General features: G+C 40.1%; 16 protein-coding genes and 1 other RNA gene. 8 read left to right on the top strand and 9 right to left on the bottom strand.

What is annotated here, in order from left to right; translation table 11 throughout:
* Positions 1-134: 134 nt before the first annotated feature.
* Together ssrA and KTE19_RS10440 are read right to left on the bottom strand one after the other, a co-directional pair.
* Positions 135-501: a transfer-messenger RNA gene (gene ssrA / locus KTE19_RS10445) on the bottom strand.
* Positions 502-546: 45 nt separating this feature from the next.
* Positions 547-879 carry an ArsR/SmtB family transcription factor gene (locus KTE19_RS10440; RefSeq protein ID WP_217164900.1) on the bottom strand — a complete coding sequence of 111 codons (333 nt, stop codon included), beginning with the start codon at positions 877-879 and terminating at the stop codon, positions 547-549.
* Positions 880-1,167: 288 nt separating this feature from the next.
* On the opposite strand from KTE19_RS10440, the gene KTE19_RS10435 reads away from it, so the two are divergent.
* Positions 1,168-1,311: a hypothetical protein gene (locus KTE19_RS10435; protein ID WP_217342243.1), complete on the top strand. Its 144-nt coding sequence runs from the start codon at positions 1,168-1,170 to the stop codon at positions 1,309-1,311.
* A gap of 465 nt (positions 1,312-1,776) precedes the next feature.
* Positions 1,777-2,184 carry a hypothetical protein gene (locus KTE19_RS10430; protein WP_217164904.1) on the top strand — a complete coding sequence of 136 codons (408 nt, stop codon included), beginning with the start codon at positions 1,777-1,779 and terminating at the stop codon, positions 2,182-2,184.
* Positions 2,185-2,243: 59 nt separating this feature from the next.
* Here KTE19_RS10430 and KTE19_RS10425 read toward each other — a convergent pair whose 3' ends face one another.
* Together KTE19_RS10425 and KTE19_RS10420 are read right to left on the bottom strand one after the other, a co-directional pair.
* A complete protein-coding gene (locus tag KTE19_RS10425; RefSeq protein WP_249778637.1) occupies positions 2,244-2,783 on the bottom strand; it encodes a VanZ family protein in 540 nt (179 codons plus the stop codon).
* A 234-nt stretch (positions 2,784-3,017) separates the two neighbouring features.
* Positions 3,018-3,416 carry a pyridoxamine 5'-phosphate oxidase family protein gene (locus KTE19_RS10420; RefSeq protein ID WP_217342242.1) on the bottom strand — a complete coding sequence of 133 codons (399 nt, stop codon included), beginning with the start codon at positions 3,414-3,416 and terminating at the stop codon, positions 3,018-3,020.
* A 122-nt stretch (positions 3,417-3,538) separates the two neighbouring features.
* Here KTE19_RS10420 and KTE19_RS10415 point away from each other — a divergent pair, with 122 nt between their 5' ends.
* The gene (locus KTE19_RS10415) at positions 3,539-3,757 is read left to right on the top strand and encodes a hypothetical protein (RefSeq protein WP_217164906.1); all 219 of its coding nucleotides are present in this window, start codon (positions 3,539-3,541) and stop codon (positions 3,755-3,757) included.
* A gap of 212 nt (positions 3,758-3,969) precedes the next feature.
* Entirely contained in the window at positions 3,970-4,395 is a 426-nt protein-coding gene (locus KTE19_RS10410; RefSeq protein WP_217164912.1) for a YjdF family protein, read from the top strand.
* 74 nt (positions 4,396-4,469) lie between these two features.
* Here KTE19_RS10410 and KTE19_RS10405 read toward each other — a convergent pair whose 3' ends face one another.
* Positions 4,470-5,402, bottom strand: coding sequence for a cation diffusion facilitator family transporter (locus tag KTE19_RS10405; protein WP_249778507.1), 933 nt, complete (start codon positions 5,400-5,402; stop codon positions 4,470-4,472).
* 8 nt (positions 5,403-5,410) lie between these two features.
* Positions 5,411-7,009, bottom strand: a complete 1,599-nt coding sequence (locus KTE19_RS10400) for a YhgE/Pip family protein (protein ID WP_217342241.1) — start codon at positions 7,007-7,009, stop codon at positions 5,411-5,413.
* A gap of 252 nt (positions 7,010-7,261) precedes the next feature.
* Here KTE19_RS10400 and KTE19_RS10395 point away from each other — a divergent pair, with 252 nt between their 5' ends.
* The 3 genes from KTE19_RS10395 to KTE19_RS10385 all read left to right on the top strand — a co-directional run bounded on the left by KTE19_RS10395 (position 7,262) and on the right by KTE19_RS10385 (position 9,693).
* Positions 7,262-7,894: a TetR/AcrR family transcriptional regulator gene (locus KTE19_RS10395; protein ID WP_283812287.1), complete on the top strand. Its 633-nt coding sequence runs from the start codon at positions 7,262-7,264 to the stop codon at positions 7,892-7,894.
* Positions 7,878-8,564 carry a TVP38/TMEM64 family protein gene (locus KTE19_RS10390; RefSeq protein ID WP_217342240.1) on the top strand — a complete coding sequence of 229 codons (687 nt, stop codon included), beginning with the start codon at positions 7,878-7,880 and terminating at the stop codon, positions 8,562-8,564. Before KTE19_RS10395 ends, KTE19_RS10390 begins: the two co-directional genes overlap by 17 nt.
* Before the next feature lie 94 nt (positions 8,565-8,658).
* Complete coding sequence (locus tag KTE19_RS10385) at positions 8,659-9,693, top strand: baeRF6 domain-containing protein (protein WP_217164916.1); 1,035 nt, start codon at positions 8,659-8,661, stop codon at positions 9,691-9,693.
* 107 nt (positions 9,694-9,800) lie between these two features.
* Here KTE19_RS10385 and KTE19_RS10380 read toward each other — a convergent pair whose 3' ends face one another.
* From KTE19_RS10380 to eutJ, 3 genes are all read right to left on the bottom strand, one after another.
* Positions 9,801-10,568, bottom strand: a complete 768-nt coding sequence (locus tag KTE19_RS10380) for a DUF4931 domain-containing protein (protein ID WP_217164917.1) — start codon at positions 10,566-10,568, stop codon at positions 9,801-9,803.
* Between the two features lie 100 nt (positions 10,569-10,668).
* Positions 10,669-11,421 (bottom strand): tyrosine-protein phosphatase, encoded by a 753-nt coding sequence (locus KTE19_RS10375; RefSeq protein ID WP_217342239.1) that lies wholly within the window; start codon positions 11,419-11,421, stop codon positions 10,669-10,671.
* Positions 11,422-11,694: 273 nt separating this feature from the next.
* A complete protein-coding gene (gene eutJ, locus KTE19_RS10370; protein WP_217165442.1) occupies positions 11,695-12,570 on the bottom strand; it encodes an ethanolamine utilization protein EutJ in 876 nt (291 codons plus the stop codon).
* A 371-nt stretch (positions 12,571-12,941) separates the two neighbouring features.
* Here eutJ and KTE19_RS10365 point away from each other — a divergent pair, with 371 nt between their 5' ends.
* Entirely contained in the window at positions 12,942-14,021 is a 1,080-nt protein-coding gene (locus KTE19_RS10365) for an AraC family transcriptional regulator (RefSeq protein WP_217165444.1), read from the top strand.
* The last annotated feature ends 293 nt before the right edge of the window (positions 14,022-14,314 follow it).

The raw sequence follows: 14,314 nt of genomic DNA, 5'->3' as shown, positions 1-14,314 counted from the left end.
TCAAAACAAAAAGAGCCCTAATCACAAAGTGATTAGAACTCGAATTTAGTTTCACCAACAACAGTTGACGAAGAGCCATAAAAAACCAGTCATATCAACGTTTTAAGCGTTAATTACGACTGGTTTTTAACCATCAATGGAGTCGGCGGGAGTTGAACCCGCGTCCGAGCATATCGCCACCTAGATATCTACGTTCATAGATCTATTATTTGAAGTTCACCTACTGAAACGCCATAAATCAAGGCACCCACAGTAAGCTAACCTGATTGGTCTCTTCAAATCACTTCAGGTGGGAGCAATTTGCGTGAGCCCACTAAATTTAGGACCCAGATCTAACCCATGGGCGAGATTAGGAGGATCTACGTTAAGCGCTTATTAGGCAGCTAAAGCGTAAGAATTGTTATTATTTTTTGCAGTTATAATAAACTGGGCGGTTTAACGTGACGCTGCACGAAACGCAATCCAGGCTCAACCTATACCCGTCGAATCCATAACGACCCCGATACAATAATTATCTTATCATAGATTGTCCAAATATAGAAGTGATTAGATTCCAATAGAATTGTGCCCATTTATGCTTTTCACAATACTTTCGATCAAATCAGGGAATTCTTTGTCTAGGTCGTCCTTTCGCAAGCTTAAATAACTATGCCGGCCTTCTCGCCTAATGGAAATCAGTCCCGATAGTCTTAAATTCCGATAATGTTGAGAAAGATTACTTTTCTTACCTAAATGGTCGAATTCCGCACACGAAATTTCGGTTCCATCATTTTCAAGCCTGGTAATGATTGCTAACCTGGTGGGATCACTTAATGATTTCAAGATTTTTGTGATTGGGATATTTTTCAAATCAATATCGGGTAATTGAGATTCTGCCATCTTCTCACCTCACAGACTTTATTTTTCAACTGTTTAGTATATAATAAACAGTTGAAAGAAGGAATCAATATGAATCAACCAGAAAAAATAATTAACCAATACTTCAAATTATCTGATCAAGCATCCAACGATCAAGAAGCGCTCAATTCCATTATCAAACTTTTTGCGAATGATTAAACCGTCCAAAGCGCGACCGGAGATACTTGCATTGGCATCCCAAATATCAGGCATTTTTTTCAAGCGTTCTTTGAACGCAATGAACAGTTAAAGCATCTCTGCAGAGTATTTGTGAAAGATAGCAAGTATCAGGCAGAATGGGCAGTTTCAGGCCGAAAGAAAACTGGTGAATTATTTGCCCTTCACGGTTACGATACTTACACCTTTAATTCAAGGGGCCAAATCCAAACACTCCGGGTAGAGATTTCTGAATAGTCGACAGTCATTTGCTTCCTCTGTATTAATAACTGTTAGTACAAATGTTATTTTATTGACTGAAAATTAATAGGGTTGATTTTTCATTTGTACATTAATTATCGTTTACGAACTCCTTCAAAATTTCTTTCATCGGGTATGTTTCTTCGCCCGATTCTTTGGAATTCTTGAAAATAACTTTGTCAATATGAAGATGATACGCATCTTCAAGCTGTTAAATACGGGTATTTTAAAACGAAGACGTATAAAGGCACTCCGAACAAATCAGTTAAGTGTTCCTACCAAAATTTTTCTTTTCTAGCGACTTCAATATTAATAGTTGTCATGATGTGATTTCCTTATTTTGAATTTATATTGTCATGATTTCGAAATTAAGCTTAACCCGTAATTTGCCCAACATCTCCTGTCTGGGGGTACTTCTTTTCATACTTATTTTAAGGTATGATAATTTTGAGGAGGAATAACATGAAAAAAGCATTATTGGCCGCTGCAGCAGTGGCTGTAACATTACCGCTATTTAGTTCACCTACATCCGCAGCGAGCTGGCATAAAGGAACTCCGCGCGCAATTAGGGGTACCTATAAGCAGCACAACGCTCACAGTCCATTTACTTCAGTCTTTAAAATCACGTCAACAAAAGCATTACTATTCGGTGGCGGGGGTGACCCGGACGATCTCAAAGACGTTCATTACAAAAAATCTGGCCATGGTTATATTATCCGTGGACTGAACATGATTTATCCAAGTGGCTGGAATTACAAAAAAGTGATCTATCGTTACCATAGGGGTAAAAAGCAAGTTGCTTTCAAGACGGGACCAATTAAGGGGTGGAACCATTGGAGTAAAAATTACAATGGTTGGTACACAAATTAATCTCCTTTATGGAGAACACCAGCTAACCTGGGTGTTCTCTATTTTTGATAGATTATCAATCATAGATTAACCAAAAATAGATTAATAAAAGCTTTCACTTTTGTGTGTTCTAATCCCCTCATGATCAACCATCCCACCATGACCCCAAAGGCATTTGTCAGCACATCGTTAATATCTACCCAACGAGACAAATTAACTGTGATATCAAGAATCAACTGGAGGCTTTCAATGCCAATTCCCACTAAAGTACCTGTCAAAACAACGTCTTTAAACTTAAAGCCTGGAACTAAGAGTGCCAAATACACGCCCATTGGAATCATCATCAACGCGTTCTGGTAAAAATCCGCCGATGTGCTCCAAAATGGGATCAAGTTCGCGGGTGCTTTACCGATCATCATCGGGGCAACTTGTTGGTCTGTTACAAAAACATTCGAGGTCGGTGCCAACGTGAGGTAGCCAACCACCATGACATAACTCACTGACGAAATAACCGTGACGAGCTGCCATAACGACAACTGGGATAAGCGCCGGGATTGCAGTTTTAACCAAATCATCAACGCAGTGACATTCATAAAAAATGGAATCCATCGAACCATCATGAGTACCTTCCTTTCATACTGATAATCAAGCTAACTTTCTAATTATGAGTAGTTTATTGAAGGTGGGTTAAATGGATCTTAAATAGCCAGATCAACTGCCTAGCCTATAACAAACGTAAGGAATTAAAAACAGATCACGACTCACTTTTAAAGAAAGAAGCCACTCAATGGAAAAATAAGCATTCCATTCCGGTGACTTCCTATCCAATATCTCGTGCTTATGACCGCTGAATTCTATTCCTCAACTAATTTACCAGCTTTAGGGCCGGGATCAAGTGTCCAAATCTTTTCAATTGTGATTATGCCGGCACCCTTAGGAACTGGAAACTTGCCTTCAGCCCACTTGGCAGCTTGGTCATAATATGCCCCATCAGTATATAGCTTGGCAGTACCACCAAGCCGAAATCTCTTCAATGCTTTGGCGTTGGCAACTGCCACAATTGCCTTACCATTATCATTAATGTTAGCTTGAGTTTGACCGCCAGTCATTTCATTATAGATAAGATGTTCATCGTCCAAAACCCTCATCGAAATTTTGGGTCCAACATCCGGATTGCCAGTTGCATCAACAGTTGAAATATATGATAGTTCGCCGGCAATCATGTCTTTCATTGCTTGAGTTAATTTTGCCATAAAAACATCTCCTTTTAGTTTTAAACCAAGGTCATTTTAATTCGTTGAGAACATCCAAGCAATCATTTACCCTCTAAGTCCCCGCTTATTTGCTATAATGAGCGTGAAAGGTGGCAATTCAAATGGATGATGACAAATTACAGGAACTAATCCGTTCCGCAATTCAGGCAGCAACCGTTCGTCATAATGAGCGGGTCAAAAGTGGCCGGTATAATCCAACGGCTGGCGATTCAACCGATCAATTAGCGCAATTAGTTAAAAATGGTGACAAAGCTTCGATGGAATACGCCAATTCATTGGTATACGAAGTTTTGAAACTTCTACTAAAAGATTCAAAATAATTTATTCATTCTCTCCCAGCCTTCAAACAGCTGGGATTTTTTAGTTCGCTTAATCTAATGTTTATTAATTCATTAACGTTTGCTACATTTAATTTGGAAAGTAAAAACACAGATTCGGTTGGTAGTCCGGATGTCGTATTTCCAGCTATACGATCAGTATCCTTCCTCCTAGGTCGTCCGTCTTTCCGCATCAACTATAGGAGGGTCTATTAATGAATATCATTACCAGTCAACTAACGATTGTCTTTGAACCACCGTTTTACAAAGCGATTTTTGAGCGTAAATCGGCTAATCAGTATGAGGTTGCTCAAGTTACCTTGGGAACTTCCGAGCCAAAAACACCAGCTATTATTCAGTTAGTAATGAAAAACTGGCGGAACATCCATTTTTTTAGGAAGGACAGCTATTCTTCCAGGATTGCGATTGTCAAACACGTCAACCCTAAGCGACAGCAACGATTAGCCAATAAGGCAATGACTCACAACACAAGCACTAAGGCTCAGTCAACCTTAAAAGAACAATTTGAGGCTGCTAAGCAACAAAGAAAACATTTAACCGTTACCGAACGAAATTGTTGCCAACAACGCCATTACTTGCAGAAGAAAGCCAAACGAATTGAGAAACACAAAGGGCACTGAAGGTTAATTAATAGATACAAAAGGGCTGCTACCTTAACGATAGCGGCTCTTTTTGGTGCGCTTTAATTATCTCGTTAATTGATCTCTACTGGCTTCACTTGAATACAGCAATATAAAATTGGAAAGTTAAGTTGCAGTAAATGCTCAATCTCTTTACAGATTTGATAAGCCTTAGACACTGATTTTTCGCCGACCAGTTCGATTTCCGCCGCAATAATCATATTACTTCCTGAATATCGAACATCAATGAAGGTAACACCCCTTACGCCATTTACTTCCTGAATATTCTTGACAATTTTCTTTCGGATCTGCGGATTAAAGCCATTTGAGAGTTTAGCCGCACTATCACTTAAAATTTTCGAACCATTATAAATGATAAAACTACCAAGTAGTATCGCCGCAACCGCATCAATCCAATCAATATGCAAAAAAGCCGCTCCTGCAATAGCTAACATCGTCCCAAAAGATGTTAGTGAATCACTAAAAAGATCTTGGGCTGATGCTGCTAGTGACGTGCTCTCAAACCTTTGACTCACTACATGATTGATGATTGCCAACGTTAACATCACTGTTCCCGAAACGACTGCCATGTAAGCAGCCTGACCATTCAATTGGCTTCCGGTCTTCCCATCCACAAAGACAATAATTTTGGTGCCACCCTTCCAGATACAATTAACACCAACTAAAAACATTGTTAGCCCAGCAAGAAAAACGGCCAGGTTTTCGTACTGCCAGTGTCCTTCCACGTGGTATTCATCAGACGGCCGCCTGGAGAATGTTAGGCCAACAATTAAGGAAATAACGGCTACAATCCCAGTAAAGTTATTTTCGCCATCTGCTATTAAGGCTACTGAATGATCAACCGTCCCTATCCAAAGTTCGGCCGCCGAAATTATCGTGTACATCAATAAATTAATGAGTAACATATGACTTGCGTGAATCGCATTCTCTCGACTCTTAGTTTCCAAAGAGTCTCCGATCTGATTACGACCTTGCATTCCTGTCATCCCCATCCTTACACAATTTCAGAGTCAATTTCAATAACGCTTTGGTGAAGTCCTAGTTGAAACCGCAAAATCATTGCGAAGTTGAATCCCACAATCAAGCCAATCATAACGACCAGATCAACCGTAATCCCCTGATGAGTGGAAATTAAACTTCTTAACGCGTTTATCAGATAAGTCATCGGCAACCATTCATTTAGTGACTGGGCAAAAGAATCCGTTAAATAAGTGGGATACAGGCCACCAGAGGCTGCTAATTGAAGGACCAAAACAATTGAAACCAGCCATGTCCCAAAACCGCCTAATAGCAGGCGTAAGCAAAAAATAAGCGATAAAAACAAGAACGATCCAAGCAATAGAACCAAAAAGAATGTCCCAGAGCGAGTAATTACTAATTGATTTGCTTGTGTTAACGAATAAAACAATAAAATTGTCTGTAAAAAGCCAACTGCACCAACCACTGAGGCTTTACTTGCCCACCATGTAATCGCGTATTTAGGCTTTCGATGAGGTAAAAAACCTTCGTACATTGTCCCTAAGGCGATCGCGCCAACATACAATCCGATTGCAATTGCGAAGGGAGCCATCCCGGTCCCGTTGTTTGGAACCTTTGAAATATCCTTCGTAACTTCATGGACAGGATTGGCAATTGCTGCTGCATTTACTGCCTTAGTGTGAATGACTTGAAGTTTTTTGGCCCCCTGGTCAAGGCTCGCCGACATTATTTTCGTTTCCTTTAAAATTTTATCGGTACCGCTTGCTAACGCTATGCTACCATTGGCAAGCTGATCAGCACCCGTTTGAAGCGCTGGCACATGTCGCTGAATTTCAATCAGTCCGTTACCAACTTTCGCATTGGCGGATCCTAAGCGCTGAAAATTTGCCGTTGGTGTACTAACCATTACTTTCGAAAATCCGGCGGTCATTGTCTGATTTACAACAACCAAATTACCGCTACCTGCAGAAAGTTGGCTAATACCTGACTTAAGCGAGTGCATCCCGCCATTTAAATGTCTTTCCCCATTCACAAGCTTTTGAGTCCCGTGATACATTTCCTGGCTACCGACTGCTGCCCGCTTCTTTCCTTCAGTTGCAGTACCCAACGCACGTAATATAATTGTTGAGTAAAGTCGGGTTACTTGCGTTGAGACCTTTGCTTTAATGGCTGTGGCCACGCCTGTCGTCATCTTTGAGGCAATAAAATTCTGACCAGAATTAAAGGTAAAATGAAGGTTCATTCGCTGAGGGGTTGCTCCTATGATTGTCGTTGCACGAGAAGAGAAATTCTTAGGGATGGTTAAAACCATATAAAACTTCCCCTTTCGAAGCTGTTCGGCTGCCCGCTTTGAAGAAACATGGTGAAAATCCAGAGTGTCTGCCTTTGTCAGTTTATTAGTTAAACTACTACCAATATCAATCCGATTCCCATGATAGGTCGTCGATCGATCATGATTGACAATTGCAACCGGTAACCGATCCATTTTCCCATAAGTATTCCACATCGAAGATAAATAGATAAAACAATAGATTGCTGGGATTAGGGCAATCGCAACTAGAACTACGAGACTCATTTTGTGTTTATTTAGATACTTCCATTCACTAGCTAACATTTAATGACCACCTTTCAAATTAACACTATGTTCATTTGAAATAGTAATGTTAACGAGTTACGTTGGCAATATGCAATCATGACCATTTTGTTCAGTTGAGTTCAGCATTATTTTTAAGCGTTATCGTTAGGTTGAAACCAGCGACTATCCGGATTACTGGACAAATTTTCTCAAAATGTTAATTGCGAATTGATTGAATTTATTGTTTAATTAGGTAGAAAGTAAACAACGTGTCTATTGGAGATGAAGTCCTTGGAAGCAAATACCAAAATGCTGGCGACTGAAATTAAAATTCAAAAAGCATTTATCAAGCTCATCAATTTATCTGGGTTTGACAAACTAACGATTCAAAAACTGTGTCAGGAGGCCCACATTAGTCGGGGAACTTTTTATTTACACTACATTGATAAATACGATCTGCTTAATCACTATGAAGATGAAATTGTGGCAAACATTAGTGAGATTTTTAAAAGATTTCAAAAACCTCAGTTAAACTCAACCATTCAAAGCGTTGACAAAGAAAATAATGCATTTTTTCAGTTATTCAAATATTTATATCGTCAAAGAGACTTAGCGGCTCTTCTCTTGAACGGTAATACGACAAAGATCGTTGCTAAAGTGAAGCGGTTGATTGAAGAAGTCTTAGTTGAGCCCCAAGCATCCCCATCAACTATTGCCACTCAAATTCCAGCAGCATTCGCTAAAGAAATCGTTTCCCAGGGAATTATTGATCTGATCACCTTTTGGCTTAATCAAGAGCCAATTTTACCCCCACGTGAGGCGTACCAAATTTTCCAACAGAGTCGCTCGCTAACGCCCCAACAGCTAACCCAAATTATTTTTAAAGAAGCGCCTCAAGGAGACCACAATGAAAAAACATTTTGAAATAACTAGTTTAATCTGTGCTGCCATTCTGGGATGCCTGCTGCTGGTATTCTTAGTGATGCGTTTTGAACCAAAGATTCGGCTACTTTTCAATGAAGCCGCTGAGCGTCAGTGGATTATCAGCCATTTTCAATCCAGCTCCCCCATAGATCTCATTTCATTTTCGCTTTTAATAATCTTATTTTCAGTTATTCCAGGCTTTCCCGCCTCAATTATTGGAATTGTTGCCGGGATTTGTTTCGGCCACTGGCTTGGTTTTATGGTTAACGTTATTGGCATTACGATGGGAAACTTTATTGCCGCAACGTTTTTAAACACAATTTCTAATCATCGGGTCAAGCGCCGTCCTAATCGGTTATATGCGGATTTGATCAACATGCGCCATCCAAAACTAGGAGTGGTCATCGGTTACTCAATTCCATTTATTCCAAGTATGCTCATCAACGTTGCCGCAACAGATTTAAAATTCTCCCCGCCCCAGTTATTTTCACTGTGTTTAATAGGCAGTCTGGCCGTTTCTGCTCTTTACTCATTCAGTGGCGATGCATTATTTAAAGGGAACTTCAGGCGATTGGCACTTTTGTTAGTTCTAATGGCAGCCCTCGTAACGCTGATTCGAGTCATTCACATTGATCGGAAGCAAGATGATGTAAGCTCTTTCACAAGCTAGAAACACGACTTTGCATGCCTAATTTGATACACTTAAAATAGTAGTTATGGATTTCACAATCTATAATAATTCTAAACGAAGGAGTGTCCTATTTATGGCAACTATTATAAGTGTTTCCGACTTGGCAAAATTACCTGATTTACAGGCGCCAGTGATTACGTTGAATCTAAACCTGCGTAAGCTGGCATTTGATCAAAGTGAACGGCTCCGGGTCAAGAATATGCTCAAAGAAATCGAAAAGAAATCTGGCAGTGACCTCAAGTCATTTGTCATTGACGTAGATGACTTAACCCGCCAACAACTGCCTTATGAAGGAATTTCGGTGATCACTGATAAAACCGGGTCCAAGGTCTATCACTTAATTCGCACCAGTGTTGAGGAAGCTGATTATCGAATTGAAGACTCAATTGACTGGTTGTTGTTATTGAGCGAGGCACCAAATTCCGACTATACTTTAATTGAAATTAATCGTGACAATAGTAAATTGTACGAACTAAAAAGCAAACGGGTTAATCCTTTAGCAGTCAAAGATTACCCAGCTACCGTTCAAGATGCACTTGGGACTGAAATCCGTGGCGGTGAACTGAACTTTAGTGGCAAAGGTGGTTCCACCCAGTATCATGGTCATAATGAAACCAGCCAGGAAAAGATGATCGACCAGGAACGTTATTACCGTTTCATTATCGACTTAATCAATAAGGACAGCGATTTGTCCAACCATCAATTTATTTTAATGGGACTCGCCCAGAATATTAATTTGTTCAAGAAATTAAATAACAGCTTGCCACTTGCTCCGGTTGAAATTGACCAATCTATCCAGAACCTGGCTCCTACCGAAATTGCCAAGCTGGTAAATGATCAAATTGAGAAGCACAATCAGACCAACACCGCAGATGCTATCACCAAAACGTTCCGCGACAAACTATTTACCGACTTTACCAATATTCAGAACTTGCTAAACTCAAAAGACATTCGTCATTTATTCGTTGCTTCACGAGATGAAATCAACCAAAACGATCCAAAAATTTATGCTGAGATTAACCAAATGATTAAGCAGGCATTGGCACAAGATACCAATGTCACAGTTGTGAATGAAGATTCAACGATTCCACTCGTGAGTGCGGTATAAAAATCAAACCAACTGTGCAATAAAGCCAATAGCGCAACCTGTCCTGATTGGATGGTTGCGCTATTGGCTCTTTACGCTGACATATTCAATTGGTTTTTTCTTGTCAATTATGGCAACTGATGCCGAATATCCTCCGCAATCTCTTCCAATCGCGGCCTATTTTGAACTTGAGCAATCTTATATCCCACATAGTATGGCGAAGTCGCGTATCGGGGAACAATTTTACAATAAAACTTACTGTAGATCTTATAGAAAAACAAATTATAAGAAGTCATTGTCCCGTGCATATAGTCTTTCAACAAATACTTAATGATCGCTTGAACGGCATCGGCAAGATTATCGATCTCTTTTTCATTATTAATGGCAATATTGATCTCCACAAATCCAATAATTGGATCAGTCGACAGTGTGATTTGACGATCCGCATTTTTGGAAACCTCGACTCCATTAAAATTACGAACGCCCACATTTTGGTAAACGTCATAATGGTTGAGGCCAACAATTTGGAAGTGAGGATGCCGCAAACTACCACCAGATAATGGGCCGAAATTCTTGTACATCACAACGCTGGCATATTTATTTGAAGCAATCATTTGATGCCAGCAACGAAATGCAAATTCGAAGACTTTCCGGTTCTGTTCAACCGAATAGGTCGATGGACCCCCGTTGTGATCACTGGATTCAATTAAGACGGTCTGCAACGTATCCTCTAACGTCCGGAACTTATTAACCAGCCAAATCCGATCGTCTTCCTTGGCCAAAATATTTTCCAAGTGATCAACGTCGCAAAACGGGCAATACCCATCAGGATGTTTGATGTTCTCCGGCTTACTCTGAGCGGTGTTAAAATCAAAAACAAGTGGTTTGTTAACCATGAAGTTCACCTTTTCTCGTGACGCATTTATTGGTGTGCTAAACTGACGCTTCTAATCAACCTAATTTTAGCAATTTTGCGTTCCACAAACAAGTATGCGTTTACTTTGCTGCCACAAAAGCATGCCGAAACTCATTAACGTAACCATCATCTAATTTTAATCCGGATTTCAAGTAGCCCTCAAAGCTGCCAAAATTCTGTTTGATCGTCTCTTCAGCATGTAATAAATAATCCTGATCGACGACCAGGGCAACACTCAAGTTGTGCAGTTGCTGCTCATTAACTTCTTGCTTGAATTGTTCAAGTAACTTAGCATTGGCGGCTTTTCTCAGTTCATTAGTCAGCAAATAATCTTTCATGATGGCCTCATCGCTAGCCCCTGCCATTTTTAGAATCACCGCGGCAGCAAACCCTGTTCGATCCTTGCCGGCAAAACAATGAAACAAAGTTGGCTTGCGACTTTGAATGATCTCATTGAAAAATTCACGATAACCGGCTTGCGCAGAATCGCTTAACACAATTTGTTCATATGTTTTGAGCATCGCGTCCCGAATATGGCCGCCATTGGCAAACATCCCCGCCAAGCTCGCACCATTAGTCGTTTGGTCAGCCAAGATATCATCCTTAAAATAGCGAGTGCCCGGAATCTTGGTATCCGGATCCTTGGCAACTTCATTTTGGTTTCGAAAGTCAAAAATTGAATCGAGCTGACAATCATTTTTCAAAAATGAGATTTGCTGGGAATTCAAACTACTGATTTCACCACTTCGATAGAAATAGCCCGGCTTTAGGTACCCACCTGCCACAACAGTGTCACCAATATCTCTAAAATTGGCGATTCCTTTATCATTCATCCCACATTCTCCTCCGCAGATAATCTAATGTATATTGTACAGGATTGATCTACGAAGTGCACTGGAAGTGAATCATGGTTGGAACCACTTAAACTTGAGTCATTTAATCACCTGAAATGTGTCTCTGGTAGAAAATAGCCACAATTAATGAAAACCCAAAGCGAAAGGCCTCAATGATGAGCGGATCATCATTGAGGCCTTTTCTTAATTTAAACTCGGGATTTCTATTTGAGAAGCCTTATGTTTCGGTTGCTAATCGCTTTGCTACGCTCACTAATCGTGGTCATACATTGCAATTCCCAATGGGGTGATGAACTGTGGAAAGGCGGTCTTATACGCTGGGATTCCTAATACTTTGCTAAATGCCGGAATAAATGATTTGAAATTAATCGCACCACCCACGACGACAACGGGTTGCTTGATTGAGCTGCCAACTGAATCTTTGACAATCGTGGCCATCTTTTCGACAACTGGTCGGATAACCGGGAACACTTCATCCTCTTTTTCCGGATCACGCTTTAATAATTCGGCATCATCGGAGTCAATTTTGTGGTTACCAGCTAAGACCAGGGTCATATGGAAACCGCCAGTGGCTTCGTCCAGCACTTGAGTTAATTTTCCATGATTGAAGACACTAATCCCGGTTGTGCCACCACCAATGTCCACAACAGTCCCCGTCTTAAGATTCAGGAACTTGGCCGCAGCTGTTGGTTCGTCAACCACGTGTTTGCATTGCAGTTCCGCCGACTCGATGACGTTGGCAACAATTTTTGCAGCACCGTCTCCTGTGCCAGGTGGAATTGCCCCACAAGCTGTGGTGAGTTCAACGCCTAATACGTCTTCTGCCTTGTGTTTCAACCGCTTCAAAATGTTGACTGAATCCACGTAGTTGACAACAATCCCATCACGCACTGCCTTGGCATATTCAAATGCACCGTAAATGATGTTGTCGTCTTTATCCAGAACCGTTAAAACAATTGAAGACGTTCCTAAGTCAACTCCACAACTAAAGACTTCATCTTTTTTGGCTTTTCGAACCGCATGATCACTGTTCACAACTTTAGCGAACTGCTTTAATAGTTTATCCGCAGCCTTCAGATCGACTGTTTGTTTAGTCTGTATCGACTTTTTTGTTTGTTTAATCGCCATATTCAACCCTCATCCTTCTCACTGGTATTCCGATCACTAATAGAATTATTTCACATGATCGGATAATCACTGTTTTAATTATAACAGCATCCGCTTGGAAACGCTTGCAATCTTTGGATTTGTAATACTTTAAATATCATGCTCGCTTCAACAATTTGAAGAAAATAGTTCCATTTTTGACATTATTTTTATAACATTTTTGAATATCTAAAGAATAAATTTTGATAAAGAATGAAATTATCGTATTTTAAGAGACAAATAGTGTTACAAATCAAGATTTTTATTCAAATTCTAAGAATTTTCAATTATTTTCATCATTATTCAGCACTGCACAAGATATTATTATATAATCTACCCGAGGGAAGGTGCTCATGATCACACCAAATAATACGAAAACAACTATCTATAAATCAATTTCTGAAGGGATTAATGAATTTTCGAAGGTCAGTCAAATTAACGGTTATTATTTTGACCTGGATAATCGATTATTGATTGACGGTAACGTCTACACCAAAACAGAAGATGTTCTAAAAAATCTTCCGACTTCGAATACAAATTCTTTCTTTATTTTTCCAGTCATTTTAAAAAACAGCCTGTCTGGATTTATCATTTGTGAGGGTTCAGGGATTACACCTGAGCGAATTAAGTTAGCGCGAACATTTTTAGAGAACATTTTTAACAACGTCTTTAAAGCTGCGCCAAATGACGTTTCAATTTTGAATGCGGTTCGGGCAGACGATTTGGCTAATGTCACCGTATTACGCAAGTTGGTCGGAATTACCGAGATGATTCATCCTGAATCAGGCCACCTTGCCACCAATTCCACCACTCATTTGAATAACGATTCTCAAGTTAATATTCAACGCGCCCTGTCATTTATCAAGTCCAATATTAACCAGCCATTATCGCTTGAATCAGTTGCCAAATCAGTCTTTTTGTCGCCGTCCTACCTGAGTAAGGCATTTAAACAAAAGCTTGGCGTGAACTTCATCAATTATGTAAATAGCCTCAAAATTGCCCTGGCCTGCGAAAAATTGATTACCACCAACGCAAAGATCAGTGCAATCGCGAGTCAGCTCGGCTATTCGCAAACGAGTTATTTCACTAAAATTTTCAAATCATATACCGGCGAAACGCCATTGCTTTACCGAAAAACAAATGCATCAATCGACAAGATCTACACAATTTCCCGGGACCTATCTTGGAATAGTAGTGATAGTGTCTATGATGTGTCTAAACGGTTCTTCAACCGCAACAATATTCCGTATTACTTCCATTCAGTCAATGGCTACCCCTACATTAGTCGGATCGGCGATTACACCGATTCAGACGATGAAAGGGGTTGGATCTACACGGTTGACTGCAACCAACCAATGGCGCCGGCCGCCGAAATTACGGTCAATAAGAAATCGGTAATCCAGTGGACATATGCTGCATCCTATATTCGATAATCTCAAGTCAGCCTATTCACACCGGCATCCTCACCAAAACGTGTGTGGCTGGGATATTAGCTGGCAAATTGAACATAAATACAACTTGGTTTTCCTTTCTTAGATTGATAAAACTTGCGACAAGCGGCCACCCCCGCCAGTCAAATAAAACGGCAGTGCATCCAAAATTAGAATGCATTGCCGCTTTTATTTTAAATCTGGGTTAAATCCATTGTAAGCACTAAATAACTGGACGTATTCAAAAAGGCATTCGAGCATGTTATTCTTCAGATAACACAATCGAATGCCTTTTT

Source organism: Lentilactobacillus dabitei, from assembly GCF_019061365.1.
Lineage (GTDB): Bacteria > Bacillota > Bacilli > Lactobacillales > Lactobacillaceae > Lentilactobacillus > Lentilactobacillus dabitei.
Note: the sequence above shows the minus strand (reverse complement) of the source record. Positions and strands in the feature narration are given on the sequence as shown.